Consider the following 19,756-nt stretch of genomic DNA (forward strand, 5'->3'; position numbering starts at 1 on the left):
CGTTACAGACAAACTTTCCACTCTTGGTGCAGTGTGAAATGCCGCCTTTAGAACCGGAGCAGGGTTTACGACCGCGTCCAGCCTCTGCAGAGGTTGCAACTACGATTACACTTAATGCCAAAACAACCATCAACGTCTTCATAACATCCTCATTATTATTGTGACTATCTCAGATGATAATGCCAGAAGGATGATTGCTTTCTAACGTTTATTTTTCACTTGCTCCATTGCCCACCACTCGTTAAACCGGGTGGTCACGACAATTTCCCAAAGGCTAAAGGCCTCCTCCAGCGTGACGGAGGTCTTCAGTTCTGTCAGGGTTGCTTGTCCTGCCGAGAGGATTGTTGCAATGAACTGGTCAGCGTTGACGTAATCAACTTGATCATATTCTGCACGATACCGCCGGAGGAAATGGAGCGGGTGAACTTTTCGAAGAAAGAGAAGTTGTATTCGAGCAGCTCTTTTTCAAGACGCATCAGCGCTTCACCATCGGGAACGTGGTTATCGACCAGGGCCGCGGTGCTCAAACGGATAGTAGAACCATCGTCCAGGACGCGCTCAACGAATGTCATCGCCTTGAGCATAATTTTCTCGCTCTCAGCGTACTGGTTCTCTTCCCACTGCTTCGCCAGTGCGGCAATCGAGGTTGGGTATTTCGCGGCAATCTCGCGCGCTGCAATGGCCGGGAACTTACCGATGATAAACGGCACATCGTTACCGACCCGGTCTTTCACCGTTACGTTTTTCGCTTCCAGTAACTCAGCCACGTTACACCTCTACCCGGCTCATGCCTTCAAAGCGGAAGTTATAGACCTTCGATTTCATACGACCAGCTGACGCCACAGCGTTACCCGGGAGGCCATCAAAAATGATACCCGGCGTCAGCGTAATGGTGGAGCCGTTCGGATAAGTACCAACGATGGTGATGGTATCTTTTGCGGGGCGCTTACCGCGCGCAGCACGGTTGGCTTCAAATACGACGGCCAGATTCTTGTCATCTTCACCACCGGGGATCACCGCAATTGCCAGTGGAATTGGGTTAGCCTTAGACCAGTGAACCATATCGCCGTTGAGCCCCATAGCTGCATCGTTGATCTGCAAAGTTGGCAGGTCGAACGGGTCAGCGTCATCAGCGAACTCAGTGACAGTGAACCCGGAAGGATACGTCTTGCTCGCGATTACGCGAACCTGTAGGCCAAAGCCTGCGATGTCTTGCATCTGTTATCTCCAGAAAAAAGGCTGCGCACGGCAGCCTTATCAGGTTCGTTAAATCAGGATATCCCGACCGGTGATCTTGTTTACCGCGTCGGCCTTCGAGTAGACCAGCAGATAATCGATAACGTATTTGATAGTGCCGTTCGTCTGCGACTCCTGCTGCACGGAGGCATCAAGCCAGTAGCCAATCGACTGCACCTGATGCCAGGCCAGCGGGTCACCAGTGATTTGGGTAACGTAAGCCTTCTGCGTAACTGTTAAATCCTTCTCGGCCTTGATAGTGCCGTTGAACTGCGCACGAGGGATTGGCGCATCATCACCGCCGTTAAGCAGGCTGATCACGATGGCTCGCCCTTCTTCCGTTGCCGGGATGATTGGCAGGGACAGAAGACCAGACATCAGCACTGCGGTCGCAGCCGACTTAAACCACTGCTCGTTGGCGTAAACGTTCATCTGCAGAGGATCCGTACTGGTGCCGCACAGATATCCGTTCTGGTAAAAGTCGATGGCCTGGCCAGCGTTCTTCGTGCGACCGTAATAGTTCACACGCGTGTCGGTATCGATCGTATTGGCGTCAGTATTACTGTCCACCTTCGGAGTGATGCCGGACACCTGCTGGAACATGTAGTTCTGGCTGGCGTTGCGCTGTTTGTAGTCGGTGGCGCCAAGGATAATGCCGGGGATTTGCTCATCAAACTCCGTGTTGGCGTCGTTGACGATAGTCATCGCACAGCCGCTATAGGTTTGCAGCGTTCCATACCACGTGCCGTAATCAGCCATGGTCACCGGCACCAGGTACATGTATTTAACGTTCTGCGTTGCGTTCCACGCTGCGATCCCCTGCACGATGTCGTGAGTAAGCGCAGCGCCGCAGAATGCGAATGAGCCGTAATTGTCGCTGATTTCATCCGCCTCAATCACGTAATCTAGGACGGTCGTGGCATTTGACCCCGGAGAGGTAACCATACCTTTCGCGACGGTCCAGCCAAGGTTGTCGGCGATATCAACACCGGTCCCCGCAGCAATCACGTTTACCGCAGCAGGAACATCATGACCGACAAACGACGCGTTGAATTTTTGCGCCAAAGAGTCGTAAGTAACCGTCGCGCCGCCGAGAATGCCCCGGAGTTTGGTCTGGATAGCAGTTGCCACATCAGCCAAAGCAGCAGCTGAAGAGAAGTCGAGATCGTCAAGCAGGTAATCAGACTGTCCAACAGTGATTCGAACAGAGCCGTCAGTGATGGCCTGCCAGGTCGCGATGGTGGTCATCGGAGTACCGCCGACAATCCCCGGGGCCGCTGCAGAAGAAGCATCACTGTAATGCGCGAAGGAGATTTTCTTTGCCTTGGTGATGATCTTCGACACAAAGCCAAAATACAGCGCGGCTCGTTTGTACTCCTCCGATGTGGTGCCAAAAGTCGTGGACACATCGTTAATGTCGGTAAATTCCATCACTACGCCAGCAGGAACCTTCGTGTCCTTCGTGAACAGGCGAAGGATAAGCTCGCGCTCTTTAACGGCCGCGCTGCCTCCTACGCCGGACGTAATGTCCACGTATTTCTTGATAGAGATGCTCATCAGCAATCCTCGTTAAACGCGGTATATCCCGCTGGTGATTTGCTCAACCTTGCCCACGTCATGGGTTAGTGTGAGTTTGTGACAGATGATCAGATCGAAGCTCGGGACGTTCTCCCACTGCTCGGCCTCATTCTGAATGTAATTGGAGGTAATGGGCTTCACTACCTGCATGCCCATGCCCGCGGCTTTTAGCGCAGTGAGCATCAAATGACTTTGAAGGATCAGCGAGGCGGTTGTCAGCACACCCTGAACTGTTGGTGTATCAACGGTTTCGTCTTCTGGCTTCACGAACGGCAGCACCGCGTTAAACTGAATAGTCTCAGCAACATTCTGGTGCTCGATTATTTCCGGGTTGCCGCTCGTCACTCTGGACTTCCTGGACTGCCAGCCGACACGCTCACTGGTAATGTGGTGCATGATGATTGCGGGTACAGCCGGCGGCCCGGTCGACACACCGGAATAGCTTTGCATCACCCTCACCGTCATGCCCTGCCCGGAAAACCCGGCGATCAGCACTTCGCGGATGAGTTTGTATATCGCGTTCATTGTCGTACCGCGACCGGCTGACTCCAGCCGTCCTGTTTTAACCAGGATGTAGGGTCAAGGATCTCCCATTCAGCCCCATCCCAAAGAATCAGATCGGCAGCACCACCACGATAAGCTGAGTGCGCACCGGTTTGAATCCATGCGGTGATGTACTGGCGGCCGGTGGTAAGCCCCATCTGCTGGATGTCGCGGAATGACAGTGGCTGAACGGATGCACCGTAAAGAGTTTCCGGCGCGCTGTAGGAGTTGATGGTTTTACCGAAGTCGTTCTCTTGCTGCCCAAGGAAGCGCTTAATCTGAACGCCAGCGGTTGGGTTAATTGCGGACATCGCCATACCGAGAAGGTTTGAGCCAGGAACAAACATCATTTCTCCTTAACGATTGAAGTGCAGGATGCGCGCATTTCACCAGTTTCCTGTAGCGGCTTGCTTGGCTCAAAGCCCTTAGCGGAACGCGCTTTCTGCGTAGACTCTTTCAGTGCTGGGGAATTCACTTGGGTAATTGTCATGCGAACATCACCGGCTGCAAGCTCACCCACAGCCTGGAGAACATCAATAGGGGTACGCAAACCATTGGCAACAGCCTTAACGCCACGCCCCATTTCCCTTGACCAACTCGCCCCTTCTTCCGCTATAGTCGGCCTGACAAATGGGCGCGGAGGAATGCGCTGGGCTGGGCTACCAAACTCATGCGTCTGAGCAACCAGCGCCACAGGAACTCCGGTATCCAAATACTTGGCAGTATCTTGCCAGCCGACCTCAGCCTTCAGTCGCCCCATCTCCTGCACGCGCTTAACCAGCTCATCCAGACCTCTGCCCATTAGAACCTCCCGCCAACCTTTCTGAATGCACGACGCTCCGGAGCGCCACCGATATAGCCAAGGCCAACTGACAGCCGCGCCAGCAATGCGGCAAGTTGCTCACCGTATGCCGTCTTTCCCAGCCACGACATGAACGCGCCCTTATTGGCTGCCGCGCTGGCAAAACCAACGCTAACCGACCCTACAGTGGCATTGCTGATAATCCCGGTGGCTCCGTTGGCTGGCGCCATAGGAGTGCCATTCAGCAGCAGAAGATGTGCGGTAAGAAGCTCTGTCATGAGCTCCTGGCATTTCACGCAGCGGAACCAGCGATTGCCGACGTCGATGTAGCAGTCCGTCATGTCGGCCATCAGCAGGATACTATCGGTTGGATACAACACTGGGTTGGCGAACGCCGGGAATTTCAGGCGGAACTCTTCGACGTCGATCATGGGTTATTTCTCCTCTTTGGGAGCCTTCTTGCCCATCTTCGCGTAGTCTTCAGCAGTATCCTGGGCAGACTTGTCTTTGTCCATCTCAGCGCCGCGCTCTTCGGCGTCATGTCCGTGTTTTGCCTTCTCGTCGAAGGACATAAATCCGCGCTCAACGAAGCCCATGAATGCCGGGTCTGCTTTGAGTTGCTCGAGTTCTTCGGCAGTGACTACTGTCGCCACGCCGCGCGGGGTGATCATGGTGCGCTTGTCTTGCGAGTTAGCGCCACCTTTAATCAGGACGCCTTTGTCGTAGGTGTCCTTGCGCGCATGGCCTTTCCAGACCGGGAAGAAGTTGTCAGAGGTACAGGATGAATAAACTGCTGGCATGGTTATCTCCAGAAAGAATCGGGGCCGAAGCCCCTTAAAATCAAATTCCGCTTGCGCGATAGACAGCGAATGGACGTTTCACCAGAGCACCGGAGGTGGCGTTAGTGAAGTCTTCGGTAACCAGTTTGCAGGATGTATCCACACCCAGCGCGCGGAAGCGGGACGGAACGATCTGGTCGATTACACCACCACCGTCGGTACCAGAGTCACCAACCGTTTCTGCGTACAGGTAGAACACGTCAGCGCCGCCGTTTGCATCATCCAGTTCGATGGCAGACTTAACAGTTACATTCGAATAGTTCTCACGCAGCCAGTCGTACGGCGTTTCACCCAGGTCGTTCGGTGTCGACAGGTAGTCAACTTTTTCCGATGCCACAGCCAGGATGATTGGCGTAGCGGTTGGGTCGATGACTTCTTTCGACTGAACGCGCAACGCCGCCAAACCGGTCAGCAGGTCACGCACGATTTCCGCATAGGTCTTTTTGTCCCAGGTTGTACCGCCAGTGCCAGCTGACACGGTGATATATGCCGGGAGATTCGGATCGTTCAGGTAGCCGTAAATCGGGCGGGTGTCAGGATGCGTCGCATAGCCGAAGAAGGCCACACGGTTACGGGAGATCTCCAGCGCCAGGGAGGCGGCGTTACGTTTGGTTTCTGAGGCGTTAATGCCGATGCGACCAGAACGCAGGCCTTCTAGCTCACCAACCTGCAGACCTTCTTCAAAGCGAACCACGCCACGCTTCTCATAGGTCAGGTTCCAGCTGGACAGCGGGATGTTGCCGTAGTCGGTGTACGGCTGGGCCACGCCGACCAGTTCCAGAATTTCCTGGATGACTTCTTCGTCTTCCCACGCGCCAGCAGTAACTACGCCCATCAGCTCATCGGCTTTACGGGCGGCGGTGATCACCTGCACCTGACCAGTCAGCCACGCCTGCAGGAATTGCATGTAAGGGCTATTGCCCTGTGAGGCGTTGACGGTCAGGCCGGGAATGCTGACGGCGGCGTCCATACCATACGCCTGAGCGTATGACTGAGCAGCGAAATCAGATACGTGGATCCCCACCTTTGCGAGGGAGCGGACGTTATCCGCTGAATCCATCGCAATGCCACGCAGCTTGCTTTGCAGCAATTTAGCGGCAGCAGGAGACAGGCGCTTATGCACCTTTGAGGTTTTAGGCATTTGTTATTTCCTTGAATTAAGGTGCTACGGCCGGAACCGGAAGTTGCTGCAGGGCGACGATTGCAATGCCGGTAGTCACGTTGTAACGCACGACGCGGGAGCCAGGGATCAGAGTAGAGCTGGCGGGAGCAGCGGATAACGGAGCAGCAACCAGTGTGCCGTCAGCTTTGTATGCGATCGCATCACCAACACCTGCGGCAGTGGTCAACTCCATAAACATACCCGGGGTCTGCGAAGTCGCTTCCAGTTGAGCGCCAGCCTCAATACCACCTTCATCACCACCCAGGGCGGTATAAGCAGCCCACTGCTTTGGTGAGGACATGATGCCGATGTAGGTTCCAGTGCCACCGATGGACACCAGGCCGTTATCGCCGGCAGCCTGTGTCAGCGCCACTGCACCAAACGGAACTCGCTTGCCCGCCGTCCCATTGAATACAGTTTTCAGTTGTACTGGCTCGGCGCGAACGTCGCCTGCTAGCGCCTGCTCACCGGGGATGCCCCAGGCCAGATCGCTGCCTACTGTTTTTTGAAAGGTCATTCTGTTCCCCTTAGAGATCATCAATTACGGAAGAGACAGCGTTGGCTTTGGTCGGCGCGGCATCCTGACCGAATGCAACGATGGTTTGTAGCGCAGCGGACTTCATAGCCAGCGCTGCATTCAGCGCAGATACTTCATGCCCGGCTGCGGTACCTTTGATGCCGAGTTTCTCCAGACCGTACTTCGCCACCGCCACGGTATCCATGGAGTCGCACGCGAACGCGCCAATGAATGGGGTAAGGCGCTGGGCCAGCTCATTACGTTTACCGAGTTCTTTAAGCAGCGCGCCGGTATCCTGCGCTTTCACCTGTTTGGTCAGGGTCTTAATTTGCTTGGTCAGCGCGGCGATTTTGGCATCCTGAGCTTTTGGCGTGTCGGTCGGATCTTCGTCTTCAGCTTTCGGAGCATCAGGGTCTTCATCCTCAGCCTTAGGTGCGTTCGGGTCTTCGTCTTCCGCAGGCGCTGCCGCCGGGTCGATAGGATCCTCATCAAGAACCTGCTCAGCGGGTGCTTCAGGCTGATTCATCTGCTGAAGCGCAGCCATGACAGCGGCGATTGATGGGGCGTCCAGCTTGCTGAGCGCCGCGATCAGTTCCTCTAAAGTCATCGTTTTATCTCCGTCGGAGTTTTGGTTTATGGCCTGGTCCATCACTGCGACGTCAGGTCCTGTTCTGCCCTCATCAACTCGGGCGAGATGGTTTCCGCAACGCAGATTGCGCTGCACGTACTGATAGTTGGTGCCTTCAAATGAGCCGGGAGCGTACTCCACGTCGTATTTGTAGGCCGGTGAAAGCTGTGATTTGCCTGACTCCAGCTCCTGCTTCATCTCATCGGAGAAGACGCGAAGGTTGGCTTTCAGGTAGGGGTAATCGAAATAGACCTTTTCTCCGACAATTCCATCCACGCCAACATCGCCCGGGTTAGCGCCTTCAGCGCCGAGCCAGGTGTGATTGTTGATGAAGGGGATGAGCTTGAAGGACTCCAGCGTCTCTGGCCTGCTGAGTTCTTCAGCGGGTCGATACACCTGGTAAATTTTGTCGGGGTCTGGCGCGCCGGGTATCTCGCTGCCGAGGTAGTCGAATACGCCGACTTTACTGATTGGGTTGCCCTCGACGTTGATCCACCCGTTGTCATCGACGACACGCGCGGAACGGTCGAGGGCTTTAGCGCCGGTTGTCATTATTTCACTCCAAAGTCGACCACCAGTTTGAATGTACAGCGACAGTTGATTTCCTCCCCGGGGATGACGTTCTGACCGCTATCGCCCACCGGAAGGCCAACGGCAAGGTCGAACTCTTTACCATGCGCCTTAACGTGTTTAGGACGGGAATGTGCAGGACCTCGATGCGAGTGAATCCAGATGCCTTTGGTTGCCCCAGTAGCCTGGGCCTTCATCATCGCTGTGTCGTTGTACGCCTTGCGCGTCTGGTCCATTGCGATATTTCGAGATCGGCGGTCGAGTTTGCCGTTGGCATCAGACAGGATGTCTTTAAGTGCGGACAGGTCGCCAGGCGACTCAGCCACAGCCTTTCGAATCCTCTCAATGTGGTCCGTCGGCAACGTCGATATCAGCTGTGCGTTCTTCTGCGCTGCATCCCGAAAGTACCCGCGCACGGTGTCAGCGTTGACGGCATCATCAAGCTTCAGTGCAGTGAATTGCCGCTGAGTAGACTTGTCAGCGCCGTCGAGCACCGGGCTAAACATCGTGGGGGCGTAATCGCGGAACAGGTTGGCGTATTTGCCAGACAGCGTTGTCAGTTTTGAGTCGAGCGATGGGCCACTGGTTGCCAGCAACTCATCAGACAGGTTGCCCTTCATCCAGTTGACCAGGCGTCGAAGCCGGCGCTGGTACTGCTGCTCCAGATACAGGGGGCTGAAGAACGGCCGCGATTGCTCTTGCAAGTCCGTCGTCTTCTTCTCCGCCATCGTCTACCTCCTCAAACTCGTAGCCGCTGGACTCGTCATCCTTCAGCTTCTGCTGGTTCTGCTGTGCGCTCACCACACCAAGGTTTTGATAAATCTCGGCAGCCTGCGCCTTCGCCAGTCCGGTCTGCGCCTGCTCGGTTTCGGTTGGTTCGTCCAGAGGATTCCACACCACCTCAACATCGATGCTCTCGCCGAACACCGACTTTGTGAGCAACTGGTAATGTTGGTTCAGAAATGGCGTGCAGCTGTGCTCCTGGATGCCTGCCAGCGTTTCACGGTATGTCGAGGTTTCGGCCTCACCCGTTGGGTTAAATCCCTTTGGCGATGTGCCGAGGAGTTTCGTTGATGGCATCTCTGCGACAGACGCGACCAATTGATACTCAGTCATGATCACCGAGTCGACATCACCAAGAGAGGTTTCATGCTGCTCGTACCCATCGGTATCACCAATAGGAATAACGCCGAAGTTATCCCGGCGCTCGACGAACTCCTGAATCTTCTGGATGAAGTTATCGGGGTCCGACATCGCCGTCTCAAGGTCAGTCTTGATGACGTTCAGTCGCTTCGACATCAGTAACTGAGGCCCCTCATTCGCCGACCGCTCGGCGCCGTACACGCGCTCCCAGATGAGCTGGGGTAGCGGCAGGCCACCAAACTGATACGTCGGTTTGAGCACGTCCGGAACGTCTGAGTAGCGAATGATGACCAGGTGCGAACGGTGGTAACGCTTGTTGGCAATACGCCAGTACGTAGGTTCGTAGAAGTTCATCGACGATGGGTCGGTGACATCCACACCTTCAAGCTCTGGTGCGCACCAGTACGGATCAACCTGGCTGATGCCGCGATAGCTACCCTTCGCCACGCCGTCGATATTGAATGGATTTTCGTAATACTGCGGGTCGTCGCTGTCCACACAGAAGATGGCGATGCGGATGCCGAACACGCGGTTGAATCGGGCGAACTCCTGCACCTGGCGTTTGATGCCGCGCTTACGGTCAATCCTCTCCAGACGTTGAACCTTTTCAGGGTCAACACCAGTAATCTTCCAGCCGTTACGCGTGGCGTCCTCCGGCGGGATTTTGCAGGCACGGTTAACCAGCCACTGCTGAGCCATGACAGCGCACAGCTGATGGCCAATAAATCCCTGAGACAGGAACCAGCCCACCACGTTATCCGGTACACCGCCGAGCGTTGAGAAGCGATAACCGGCAGATGGAGACTGAGCACACGACTCATCCATGGCCCGGCCTTCGCCGTTTACCGGGCGCGCTGCACGAACCGGGAATGCGGCCCTCTCGATATCGTCCAGGCTGATTGAGGCGTGCTGTTTATGCGTTGAGAAGGTGCCTGCGGGTTTCTTCTTCTCGGGCTCCGGTTTAGCCTCTTCAACAATGACAGATACCTTGGGTCGAAACCATTTAAGCCAGTTCCAGCTCATGAGAAAACGCCTCTGCTCTTCTTGTTCTTCATCTCGTCGATTGCGTCCATCATCGGATCCAACTGGTCATCGTGAGTGTTGAACTCGGGGTTGATGGCTTCCATCTCGACGAGGAAGTCGTTAACGAATGGCGCAGCAGATGGCAGGCGCACATATCCGGATTCGATATGTCCCTGCACATCAAGAAGGCGCGTGTATTTGTCGCGGTTACGCTGAATAGCGCGCACTGGGCACGCTGCTTTGCGTTTGATGTTCTGAATTAACCCTGTGCCGGATGACTTGTCTTCGATGGCCATGTAGCGGAGCGGGCCATTTTTTAACTCTTTCGATTTTTGCCAGAATGCGATCGCGCGACGCTGAAGTTCGTCGGCCTCCCACTTCCCGCGAATCATGTCGATGAGATAGACATTGCCGTCCTCACCAAGCCCCCAGTGTTCGAATACAGAGAAGTCGTTGGCCTCATTAGTTTTCTGAGCCGTATCACCATAGATGGCGCGCCACTGCATTTTCGGCAGCACGTCGTACTCACCGAACCATTCAGACCGGATAAGTCCGCCACCCTTTGCAGTGGGGCGCTGCTGATACAGAGCACTCCAAACGAGTGAGCCACGCTGTTTGCACTTGTCGACGAACGCCTGCGGCATGCGCTCGGGAAACAGGATGTCACCCGGCTTACGCAGATTGAACCGCTTGCCGTTCAGTTCGTGGACCTCGTTAGTCTCAGCCTCCATGGGGAAACTAACTACGCGCCACTGTTCGCCACCATCTTCAGCCAGTTTTAGTAGTTGCCCGGCAAGGTCATCTTTATGCCAGCGAGTCAGGATGATGATAATGCCGTTAAGTTTCGGATCCGCGCGAGTAAAGAAGGTTGTGTCGTACCAATCCATAACAGCTGTCTGGTAGGCTTTAGATGATGCTGTTTTATAGTCCTTGGCAGGGTCATCAATAATACCGATGTGCATGCCCTGCCCGGTGATACCACCGTTAACGCCCGCCGCGCGATAGGAGCCACCATGCAAGCTGCCATTCCTATCAACTATTTCCCATAGCTCGGCGGTTTTGATGGCGCTACTTCGCATCCCTCCCATCCTGGTGTCGGGATAAATCTCGCTGTAACGCTCGCCTTGGATAATTCGCTGTGTATCGCGAGACATCCTGTTTGCCAGATCGGACGAATAGGAGCAGGAAATTACATGCCAGTCAGGATGCCTACCGAGAACCCTTGCCGGAAAGCGCCTGGAGGCCAGTTCACTCTTACCAGAGCGCGGTGGTGCGAATATCATCAGGCGCGGCATGTTCCCGGCTTCAACTTCAGCCAGGAAGTGATCGAGCTCAGCGCAGAGTAGTTCGTTGAACCAGCCCGTCTCATAGTTCGGGTTGGTATACAGAGTGAAATCCATCAGGCCTTCCAGCGCCTGAGCAATGGCTCTCTTTTTGAAAGCCTCAAGAACCGTCGAGTTTTTCCTCGAGCTGGTTTTTGCGACGGCCATATCCCAGCTCCTGTAACGCCTCTTTTAATTGCTCATCGGTAAGGTCTTCATGCTGGATAGGGCCACCATTAGGCCCGGACAATTCGGTCTTCTTCGGGGCTTCCCAGCCTTCCATCTCCCCTATCTGCTTAATAGCGCCGCGTGCATCGTGCAGCTTCAGCTTGATGCCGTCTTTGCCTGCGGTTAGTTCGGCGATGGCGTCGAGTAGTTCAGGTGACTGTTTGACTGAGTCCTTAAACTTCCAGGTGGCTTGAATTACAGGGCGACCGTCATCGTCCTCACCTACAACATGCTCACCAAAATCAACGAGGTCAGTGATGCGCGCGCGGCCCATTGAGGTTAATCGCTTGAGCGCTTCTTCGCGGGTCATGATGGCATCGCTCACTGCTGACACTTGGACAGATGCAAGGAACGCTAAAACGTCGCAATTTGTCGCAATCGCATGAGCAGCCTTACGCAGGTTGTCGCCCTTCGCTTTCCCCTTCGCTGCCTTGTATGCGTCGGTCTGGTTCTTACCCTTGATGATGGCCAGTGAGAACTTTTTCTGAAGCGGAGTCAGAGCATCGAAAAGCTGCTGCTGCTCTGCCGTGAGCTTTTTCGATGCCATGGGAACTCCTGTTGGTTAAGGCCATTAAAAAAGCCACTCGAAAGTGGACTTTGTGATGGCAATAAAAACCGCCCGGAGGCGGCTATTATTAATTTCTTAATAGTTCTGAATTTTCACGGTCAAACCGTAACGGATGACCTATCCAAAATACATTCCATTGCCAATTTCATTCTGAATTCTCATTCCTTCATCTAAGCGACGTTGCACATCAACATTCTCTTTGTTTTTCTCGCACCACAATTCAAATGCTGAACATATATCCTGACATAATCGGACGACGCTTATCTGTAAAACACCATCTATGATGTTTTGGTGAGAACCACCGTGAGTTAGATGAAAAGAATAACTACCAGCATCGGATGAGCCTTCATGTAAAACTGAACACCTTAACTTCCAACACATGACATCAGTGAAGGCTAGCTTGCCGATTGGTTTTGCACTGAGTATATCTCTTTCAAACGCTCCGAGCTCTTTAGCAAGCATAGGATCATTATTCTCAGTATATTCAAGCATCGTATCAGGGTAGTATTTGTGTTTTAGATTATCCTCAAACCATTTTTTATACCGAGTTCCCTTTGCTTTCTCTTTGGGATTGTCAATCGATGCGCAAATATCTGGGATGGTTAAAGCCATGAACAAGGCACCGTAAAAATTTTCAGACTCGAGTGCTTTTTTAATAGAATTTACTATTGCTTTCATTTCACTAACCGCTTAATGATTGAGGTTGTGATATTAAGCTATGAGTACATCCTGAAAGCAATGTAAGTCTTTCATTTTCGTGATTGCTCAATCGTTCGAATATCTGCTTTATCTCTGTTACACATTCCCAGCGCCGACAGCAGGCTCACATTCAGACCCAGACTGGCCCCGTAGGTCAGCGGGTCGGGAATGGCTGGCTGTGACGTTTCAGTAGTCAGGTTTGCTGGCAACGGTACCGCCGGAACCGGTACGTAAACTGTCCGCGTATTGCCGCAACCTGTTAGCAGCGCCAGCAGGCACAGGCCGATGAGCACAGTCATCATTCGCAACAGCCACTTTGATATCTGCCTGGGCTCTCTGTGACTCCAGTGCGATCTGCTGTTTGGCATACTGGTTGGTCTCCAGAACGATGTTGGTGATTTTGATGGTGCGCAGGACGTTATCGGTGATGGTCACGGCACTGGTTGCCGACTGCTCAGCATCATCAGCACGCCTCTTCTCGGTATGGTATTTGCTGCTGTAATGATTTGCGGACCAGACCAAGCCACCAGCCAGGGATGCCACGAACACGATGAGCAGCACTTTAAACAGTGGTGTCATTTCTGGCTCCATGTGCAGACTTCATATTCAACGTCGCGCCGGTTCATCAACCCTTTCCACTTCTGGCCGCCTGCATACACCCAGCGTTTAAGCTCAGCACATGCGCCACCGTAGTCTTTGGCGTTGAGCTTTTTCAGTAGCGTGGAATTGATGGTGGCGGTAGCGCCGACGTTATAGGCGAACGAGTAGATAGCGGCGCGCTGAGTTTCGCTAACCGGCACCCGGATATGCGGATCGACTTGTCGGGCAATCCTGGTCAAATCTGCTCGGGTCAGCGCATCACACTCTTTATCGGTGTAGCGTTTGCCGGGGATAATATCGGAACCAGTGTGGCCATCGCAGACCGTGAGAACGTCGACCACATCGCGATAAGCAACGTATTCGCGCCCCTCCAGTCCATCCTTACCGGACAGCATGACGGTGGCAATAGCGATAGCACCGCCGCCCATTGCCGCAATAAGTTTACTTCTCAGTGCTGGGGACATCGTCGCCTCCTGCTTTTCTTCTGTACTCCCTGTCCCGGTAGTACCAGTTGATGACGAACGTTCCAATTGTGCAGGCGATACCTACGACCAGCGCCCAGTCGTTCAGTGAGAGGGCACCAAATAGGGTCGTCGTGGTTCCCGCGCCAACTGCGGCACCATTAGTGAATTTTTCCATGCGATGCATATCTCTCACCTCGCTGTTTGCGGGTGCTGTGTGTTTTAAATGAGGGTCAGGCTTCACGGGATGAATTTATCAACAAAGCACGTAGCGGATGATTCCCGTGAGCCTGAAATAGAAAAGCCCCGCATAAGCGAGGCTATAAATTATTATCCACACTCTCGCAGTGGCTGCGCTCGTGCCCTCGAGTATCTGTCGCGTCATCGCCGCTCATGACCGGTGCGCGTCTGGCGCTCGCGCTGCTTTACCGGAGTTTGTTTTGATATAAGAACCTTGACCCATCACTACACAGGCTCGCTCACTGGCGACTCAGGGCAGCATCATGACTGCTACATTGCCTATCGGCTGCGGTCCATCCGTTTACTGGTGCATTTTCTCACCCTCCAGAAACGCAAAAGCCCCACGGTGTTATCCGCAGGGCTTGAAACGAAGGCATTAACCCATCGTTGGGACAAAATTAACACAGATTCGGGAAAAGTAAATAGCCCGCAACAAAATCGCAGGCTATCGCTACAGGCGTTACCGCGTTATCTGCTTAAGCTGTTTTTCTGCCCAAGCCTCTTCGATATCGAATTTCGTGATCAGCTGGTCATAGAATGGCTTAACAGACTTTTTCCAGGTGTCCAGGCTAATGGCATCAGTAATCTGGCATACGGCCGCATATGCCTCAGTAGACGGAAGTCGTTCATACCCGCGCCCGCCGCAGCGCTTACAGTTAGCCAGAACAGGAACACCCTGCTTCTCAGTAAGATCCTGGTTCACTGCCTTGCCGCGTCCATGGCAGTCGCTGCATGAAGCACTAACCACACCAGAGGCATTACACTTTTTGCATAGCACTTTGACGGATTCTTTGACCTTCACCATCCCGGACACAGTCATTTTCCCTTCTGGCTTACGGAATTTATTGGTAAACACATCAGCCTCAATGAAGCCCTCACCGTCGCAGCAATCGCACCGCTTTACACTGGCTGCGCTGCGGGAATAATCCTCAAAAGCGAAGGTGGCCAACTGGTGCATCACCTGAGGCTTAACCCCGGAATCCAACTTACGCAGTGCGGCAATCTTGTCACATTTGGTCATCGCGTACTCAGCCAGCAGTTCGATCGCCCGATCCCGGTCGTTATTACTTATGCCCATCTTGCCGAGGAAAGCACTGTACCCCATGGCAGCGCGTTCCTGAGTCATGCCCATTGCCGCCATAATGTCGGTACCGGTCAGTGAATCGGAGGCGGTAGCACGCGGAGAATCGCTAATCAGCGTGGATTTTGCGAAGTGGTATTTCACTGTGTTTTCAAGATTCACGCTGTGGCCCTCTCTGGCTGTTTGGTCTGCTGGTTCTGACTATGTTTTGCTATTGGTTTTAGGTTGGCTCTCGCGACGCTTTCAGCCTGGTATCTAGCTATCTGCTCTCTGGTCATCGCCGCCCCTTCATCTGACGAATCCACCCTTTAGCCCAGCGATATGCTGGCGCTATCCCATGCGATTCTTTGTCATCTAGGAAGAGGTAACGTCTTTCCCAGTAATGCCAATGGCTGCATTTAAGTGAGTGAGGAATGCTGAAAACGGAAATTGCGACGATGAGTGGGATTTTCACGCGGCCTCCTGCTGTTTCAGTTCTTTGAGTTTTGCGCGGTACTCGTCGCGGATCCGAATGAAGTCATCACGGCGGTAATTGGTCATTTCATGAGGTCCATTAAGCCAATCGACATACTCCTGCCCATATCGAGCGATCAGTCCGTCTTCATAATTCTTCGCCACGGTCGCTTCTTTGGCTGTGTACTTGCCGGAACCGGCATTACAGGATTTGCATTGCTTGTGGGCGTTACGCTCTTCAAAGCGCAGCTCAGGGTTAGCACCTACCGATTTAAAGTGGCCGCAATCCCACTGACCGCCATGCAGATCGGGTGGGTTTGTCTCTCCGCAACTGATGCAGGGAAGCTCGAAATCTCTGGCCCGTATGAATGCGTTAAAGGCATCCTGGGCCCGGGCCTTGAAATAGCCGGTAGGACGCAGCTCATCACGACGGGTTCGCCGACGCGCCCGCCCTTCTTTCTCCTCTTCGCGCTGACGCTTCAATTCCTTACGCTGTGCATCTTCCCGCGCTTTTCTGGTCTGCTCTTTGCCGACGGCGATGGCGCACTCATAACCGCAGACAGTCTGCGTGTCTCGCACCGGATGGAACCACTGGCGGCATTCTTTGTTGGCGCACTTACGGCGCGGTAACTTAGCCATGCTCACCCCCACGTCCTGCTTTGCCAGACCTTACTCGGGCGCGGCGCTTTCTCGCTTTCCGGCAACTGAACGCTGACAGTCCAGGTGATGTTGTTGCGATTCAGGCTGCGTTCGACCGTGGCTCCACGGCGGCGGTAATTGGCCACCAGCTCGTCGGCTTGCTCGGTGGTGCATTCATGATGGTGAAACCAGGAATATTTCATCGCCATCACCCCGCAAAGCTCATGAGCTGCGAGGCGGCGTTTTCCGCTTCACGCTGGTCTTTGAATGCCCGGGACAATACCCAGCGCCACAGAACATCGAGCGCGGCTTTGTACAGCTGCTGGAACTCGGTTTCGTCCATGTTGGCGAAGGCAATGCTGCGGGGGTGTTTGCGAAGGGTGCCGTCGGGAAGCTGTATGGCGTCGTAGTGACCAGACTCGATGATCACCCATGCACGGTATGCGTCATAGGATTTGCAGATGCTAATGCTACCGGCTCGCTTATCAGCGATACGGTCGAGATATTGCTCGGCAGCATCCAGGAGTGCGGCTTCACTTCCCGCGAATGAGGCAAGGAATTTGGCGTAGCCGGTTACCAGTTTGCGCTCGTTGGAGGAGATCGCCCCGCCAGTGGGTTCCCAGTATTCGAAACCGAGATTGAGTAATGCGAAGAAGCGGCGATGGAATGCGGGATTCCTCACCTGACGAAATTCGGCTACCAGCACGGCACCGAGTTTGATTTTTGATTGCAGAATATCGCTGGTCTCCGGCGTCGCGGGGATCAGGATTCCTGAAGACTGCTTGATTAGTTGTAGTTCGTGCGCCATGGTGCTCTCCGTGGCGCATAAGGTTGTCAGTTGCTCAGACTGACACTGACATTATGTACAGTTGATAATGGAAAATCAATGTAAGAATAAACCCGCCGAAGCGGGTTATATTATCGATATGGGAATTCCCATATCGCTTGTATGGCAGGTTATGCGGCCTGCTCTGTTCTGTAACACAACTCTGGCAAATTAACCCTCACCAGTGCCTCGGCGAATGGCGGCGGAACTGCGTTGCCACAACGCGCAACCTGCTTGTCCTTCGCGTACTTCTGCCCCCGATAGTCCTGATCGATGATGTACCACTCCGGGAAGCCCTGCGCGCGGTATAGCTCGTGCGGTTGCAGCATCCGCATACCGATATCAACGATGCGAAAAGTGATGCCGTCAATATCCACCAGCCCGTCGCAATCCTCACCGCAGTACTTACGCAAGAACTCCAGCGCCAGCTGCGCGCGATGTTCGTCGTATTCATCGACCGCAAGAGTGGTTTTCACCTCCCCTACGTGCAGCCCGCCAGCCGTCACTGTTGGCATCGGGTCACTGGTTGGCTGCCCGTCCCGGCAGGTGCCGCGCAGTTTCACCAGATGCGACGTGACTGCAGCATGGTGATCGACAGTCGTAACCGAGTGCATAGGCTCATCCATACTGACACCCGGCCCCGTATAGTTACCGCCGTAGTGTTTCGCCAGGAACGCGCTCACCGTCGCGAATTTATTTCCACCAGCAGTAACGGTCCCCAGCGGGTTATCCAGTCGCAGCACTCGCGGTTCTTGTCCAGGACGTTCGCCATAACCCATCTGGATCAACGTGGGTGTTACCAGTTGAGATTTGCCACCACCACCAGCTGTGATCGTTGCGCTCGGCTCGTCTGCCCGGTGGCCGACACTGGCACCAAACTGCCGACCAACAAACGGTGCTATCGCTGCCTCAACGATACCCAGAGCATGCCCATTCCCGCCCGGACGTTTTGATGTGCCAGCGGTTACCGTCGGGACGGGGTCGGTAACGGGCTGCCCGGTTGCGCCAGTACGGAACTTTGTCAGGTGTGGGACGGCAATCGCGTAGCCATGGGTTTTCGTAATGGTCTGCAAAGGCTCGCCCAGCGCCTGCCCACGGAAACAGTCGTATTTCCCTTTGGTCGTCGTGTGGTTGCACTTAACGATGAACGGCGACACGCTCTCGATCACAAACCGCTGGATGCCACGAGCGATGCGTTTGAGCGTATTTTCAGCCAGTGGCTTTTTGCGGTCGAATATCGACGGTGTCGGAATGGTCCAGTCGATACACTCTGCAGCTGTTCGCCATGGCGCCAACTTTCCACTCTGCACAGCTGGAGATTTCGGGTCGCCGTGGGTCGGGTCCGGCCAGGTCACCGACATACCATCGCAACGCATTACCATGAAGAAACGCTTCCTGATGGTCGGTGCGCCAAAGTCGCAGGCGCGCAGCTCACGATGATCAACGGCGTAACCGAGCCCGGCCACCAGTTGCTGCGCCAGTTCGCCGTCGGCAGTAATACCCAGGAACTCGCAGCACTCCGCCAGCGCCGGATGACCGGCAGGAATACCACCGGACAGCATGCCGCAGAAAGCCTCGAAGGTCTCACCAGTACGCAGGGGATCTGGACGTAACCCACCATCAGCAGATTCGATAAGCGGCCCCCAGGTGCGGAACTCTTCAACGTTCTCCAGCATCATCACGCGGGGACGTACCGCCAACGCCCAGCGAATGACAATCCACGCCAACCCGCGAATCTCTTTCTCCACCGGTTTCGAACCTTTAGCCTTTGAGAAGTGACGGCAATCAGGGGAAAACCATGCCAGCCCCACCGGGCGGCCAGCGGTCGCTACGATGGGATCGACATCAAACACCGATTCGCAGTAGTGCAGTGTATCCGGGTGGTTCGTAGTGTGCATCGCAACAGCGTTCGGGTCGTGGTTAATCGCAATATCCACACTACGGCCGATCGCCAGCTCAATGCCCGTGCTCGCCCCGCCGCCGCCGGCAAAGTTATCAACGATGATTTCTCTCACGCGTATTTCTCCATAGCGGTGGCCAATGACCTGGCAGCGTTTATGATGGCTGGTACCGGCATTTTCTCCAGCCACATACGGTTGATGTGATGCTTCAGGCGGCGCTGGTGATGCGCCGGGAGATAACCGGCTATTTCAACTTGGCTGTAGACCATTCCCACCTCAGCAGGCCAGACGGTTTCGGTCACATCCACAAGCAGCAGGTTTTCCAGTTCGACGATGCGTTTCGTGGCGTATTCCAGTTGAGGTTCCATCAATCCTCCTTCACGCCAATGCCAGCATCTGGAGCGTGGCAATAATGAGAACCATCCGGCCTGTGTGTCAGGTCTATCTCACGGTCACAGCGCTTACAAAATGCGACTGGCTTTCCACCCGCCTCCACAATAGCGGCGATAACCTCCAACTCATCAACTGCCAGCGGCGCATCAATATCTCCGTCTGGATAGAATGACTCTGGCATTTCAACTTTGAAGGCCCGCGCTTCAAGTTCTGCAATGCGCTGGCGCAACGCTGCAATTTCCATTTCGGCTGCGTCAGCATAATGGACGTTTGCATGCTCTTTCAGGTGGTTGCAGGCCATCAT

At 54.4% G+C, this 19,756-nt stretch carries 27 protein-coding genes and 1 pseudogene; all 28 read right to left on the reverse strand.

Annotation, left to right across the window (positions count from 1 at the left end):
* Positions 1 to 314 precede the first annotated feature (314 nt).
* Positions 315 to 767, reverse strand: a complete 453-nt coding sequence (locus HV243_RS15005) for a hypothetical protein (RefSeq protein ID WP_053390003.1) — start codon at positions 765 to 767, stop codon at positions 315 to 317.
* Between the two features lies 1 nt (position 768).
* Positions 769 to 1,218: a hypothetical protein gene (locus tag HV243_RS15010; RefSeq protein ID WP_053390002.1), complete on the reverse strand. Its 450-nt coding sequence runs from the start codon at positions 1,216 to 1,218 to the stop codon at positions 769 to 771.
* A gap of 48 nt (positions 1,219 to 1,266) precedes the next feature.
* The gene (locus HV243_RS15015; protein WP_053390001.1) at positions 1,267 to 2,793 is read right to left on the reverse strand and encodes a DUF3383 family protein; all 1,527 of its coding nucleotides are present in this window, start codon (positions 2,791 to 2,793) and stop codon (positions 1,267 to 1,269) included.
* 12 nt (positions 2,794 to 2,805) lie between these two features.
* Positions 2,806 to 3,339 carry a hypothetical protein gene (locus tag HV243_RS15020; protein ID WP_053390000.1) on the reverse strand — a complete coding sequence of 178 codons (534 nt, stop codon included), beginning with the start codon at positions 3,337 to 3,339 and terminating at the stop codon, positions 2,806 to 2,808.
* Complete coding sequence (locus HV243_RS15025; RefSeq protein ID WP_149330399.1) at positions 3,336 to 3,707, reverse strand: hypothetical protein; 372 nt, start codon at positions 3,705 to 3,707, stop codon at positions 3,336 to 3,338. The genes HV243_RS15020 and HV243_RS15025 overlap by 4 nt, the downstream gene beginning before the upstream one ends.
* Positions 3,704 to 4,159 carry a hypothetical protein gene (locus HV243_RS15030; RefSeq protein WP_053389998.1) on the reverse strand — a complete coding sequence of 152 codons (456 nt, stop codon included), beginning with the start codon at positions 4,157 to 4,159 and terminating at the stop codon, positions 3,704 to 3,706. The genes HV243_RS15025 and HV243_RS15030 overlap by 4 nt, the downstream gene beginning before the upstream one ends.
* On the reverse strand, positions 4,159 to 4,590 hold the full coding sequence (locus HV243_RS15035; RefSeq protein WP_053389997.1) for a DUF4054 domain-containing protein: 432 nt from the start codon (positions 4,588 to 4,590) through the stop codon (positions 4,159 to 4,161). Before HV243_RS15035 ends, HV243_RS15030 begins: the two co-directional genes overlap by 1 nt.
* Before the next feature lie 3 nt (positions 4,591 to 4,593).
* Positions 4,594 to 4,959 (reverse strand): hypothetical protein, encoded by a 366-nt coding sequence (locus HV243_RS15040; protein ID WP_053389996.1) that lies wholly within the window; start codon positions 4,957 to 4,959, stop codon positions 4,594 to 4,596.
* Positions 4,960 to 4,999: 40 nt separating this feature from the next.
* The gene (locus HV243_RS15045) at positions 5,000 to 6,139 is read right to left on the reverse strand and encodes a major capsid family protein (protein WP_053389995.1); all 1,140 of its coding nucleotides are present in this window, start codon (positions 6,137 to 6,139) and stop codon (positions 5,000 to 5,002) included.
* Positions 6,140 to 6,155: 16 nt separating this feature from the next.
* Positions 6,156 to 6,677, reverse strand: coding sequence for a hypothetical protein (locus HV243_RS15050; protein WP_053389994.1), 522 nt, complete (start codon positions 6,675 to 6,677; stop codon positions 6,156 to 6,158).
* A 10-nt stretch (positions 6,678 to 6,687) separates the two neighbouring features.
* The gene (locus HV243_RS15055; protein ID WP_181603846.1) at positions 6,688 to 7,857 is read right to left on the reverse strand and encodes a DUF2213 domain-containing protein; all 1,170 of its coding nucleotides are present in this window, start codon (positions 7,855 to 7,857) and stop codon (positions 6,688 to 6,690) included.
* A complete protein-coding gene (locus HV243_RS15060) occupies positions 7,857 to 8,495 on the reverse strand; it encodes a phage minor head protein (RefSeq protein ID WP_161959044.1) in 639 nt (212 codons plus the stop codon). The genes HV243_RS15055 and HV243_RS15060 overlap by 1 nt, the downstream gene beginning before the upstream one ends.
* A complete protein-coding gene (locus tag HV243_RS15065) occupies positions 8,476 to 9,843 on the reverse strand; it encodes a DUF1073 domain-containing protein (protein ID WP_181603847.1) in 1,368 nt (455 codons plus the stop codon). Before HV243_RS15065 ends, HV243_RS15060 begins: the two co-directional genes overlap by 20 nt.
* 194 nt (positions 9,844 to 10,037) lie before the next feature.
* A complete protein-coding gene (gene terL / locus HV243_RS15070; protein WP_053389990.1) occupies positions 10,038 to 11,531 on the reverse strand; it encodes a phage terminase large subunit in 1,494 nt (497 codons plus the stop codon).
* Entirely contained in the window at positions 11,485 to 12,138 is a 654-nt protein-coding gene (locus tag HV243_RS15075) for a terminase small subunit (protein WP_072161085.1), read from the reverse strand. The genes terL and HV243_RS15075 overlap by 47 nt, the downstream gene beginning before the upstream one ends.
* Before the next feature lie 138 nt (positions 12,139 to 12,276).
* Positions 12,277 to 12,837: a hypothetical protein gene (locus HV243_RS15080; protein ID WP_149330396.1), complete on the reverse strand. Its 561-nt coding sequence runs from the start codon at positions 12,835 to 12,837 to the stop codon at positions 12,277 to 12,279.
* 71 nt (positions 12,838 to 12,908) lie between these two features.
* A complete protein-coding gene (locus HV243_RS15085) occupies positions 12,909 to 13,160 on the reverse strand; it encodes a peptidase (protein WP_249415220.1) in 252 nt (83 codons plus the stop codon).
* The gene (locus HV243_RS25595) at positions 13,045 to 13,437 is read right to left on the reverse strand and encodes a DUF2570 domain-containing protein (protein ID WP_249415221.1); all 393 of its coding nucleotides are present in this window, start codon (positions 13,435 to 13,437) and stop codon (positions 13,045 to 13,047) included. The genes HV243_RS15085 and HV243_RS25595 overlap by 116 nt, the downstream gene beginning before the upstream one ends.
* Positions 13,434 to 13,922, reverse strand: coding sequence for a lysozyme (locus tag HV243_RS15090; RefSeq protein ID WP_110497824.1), 489 nt, complete (start codon positions 13,920 to 13,922; stop codon positions 13,434 to 13,436). Before HV243_RS15090 ends, HV243_RS25595 begins: the two co-directional genes overlap by 4 nt.
* Positions 13,900 to 14,106: a phage holin family protein gene (locus tag HV243_RS15095; RefSeq protein WP_110497822.1), complete on the reverse strand. Its 207-nt coding sequence runs from the start codon at positions 14,104 to 14,106 to the stop codon at positions 13,900 to 13,902. The genes HV243_RS15090 and HV243_RS15095 overlap by 23 nt, the downstream gene beginning before the upstream one ends.
* A gap of 513 nt (positions 14,107 to 14,619) precedes the next feature.
* Positions 14,620 to 15,402 carry an antitermination protein gene (locus tag HV243_RS15100; RefSeq protein ID WP_149330394.1) on the reverse strand — a complete coding sequence of 261 codons (783 nt, stop codon included), beginning with the start codon at positions 15,400 to 15,402 and terminating at the stop codon, positions 14,620 to 14,622.
* Positions 15,399 to 15,518 carry a hypothetical protein gene (locus HV243_RS15105; protein ID WP_181540730.1) on the reverse strand — a complete coding sequence of 40 codons (120 nt, stop codon included), beginning with the start codon at positions 15,516 to 15,518 and terminating at the stop codon, positions 15,399 to 15,401. Before HV243_RS15105 ends, HV243_RS15100 begins: the two co-directional genes overlap by 4 nt.
* A gap of 172 nt (positions 15,519 to 15,690) precedes the next feature.
* On the reverse strand, positions 15,691 to 16,332 hold the full coding sequence (locus HV243_RS15110) for a recombination protein NinG (RefSeq protein WP_149330393.1): 642 nt from the start codon (positions 16,330 to 16,332) through the stop codon (positions 15,691 to 15,693).
* Positions 16,333 to 16,334: 2 nt separating this feature from the next.
* Positions 16,335 to 16,541, reverse strand: coding sequence for a hypothetical protein (locus HV243_RS15115; protein WP_149330392.1), 207 nt, complete (start codon positions 16,539 to 16,541; stop codon positions 16,335 to 16,337).
* Positions 16,541 to 17,140, reverse strand: a complete 600-nt coding sequence (locus HV243_RS15120) for a DUF1367 family protein (RefSeq protein WP_103285392.1) — start codon at positions 17,138 to 17,140, stop codon at positions 16,541 to 16,543. The genes HV243_RS15115 and HV243_RS15120 overlap by 1 nt, the downstream gene beginning before the upstream one ends.
* A 149-nt stretch (positions 17,141 to 17,289) precedes the next feature.
* Positions 17,290 to 19,173 (reverse strand): DNA cytosine methyltransferase, encoded by a 1,884-nt coding sequence (locus HV243_RS15125; protein WP_149330391.1) that lies wholly within the window; start codon positions 19,171 to 19,173, stop codon positions 17,290 to 17,292.
* Complete coding sequence (locus HV243_RS15130) at positions 19,170 to 19,427, reverse strand: hypothetical protein (RefSeq protein ID WP_149330390.1); 258 nt, start codon at positions 19,425 to 19,427, stop codon at positions 19,170 to 19,172. The genes HV243_RS15125 and HV243_RS15130 overlap by 4 nt, the downstream gene beginning before the upstream one ends.
* Positions 19,427 to 19,732, reverse strand: a pseudogene (locus tag HV243_RS25725) (hypothetical protein); the annotation flags it as partial. The gene HV243_RS15130 and the pseudogene HV243_RS25725, both read right to left, overlap by 1 nt.
* Positions 19,733 to 19,756 lie beyond the last annotated feature (24 nt).

Origin of the sequence: Citrobacter sp. RHBSTW-00599 (assembly GCF_013784065.1) — a bacterium.
In the GTDB taxonomy this organism is placed as follows: Bacteria; Pseudomonadota; Gammaproteobacteria; order Enterobacterales; family Enterobacteriaceae; genus Citrobacter; species Citrobacter braakii.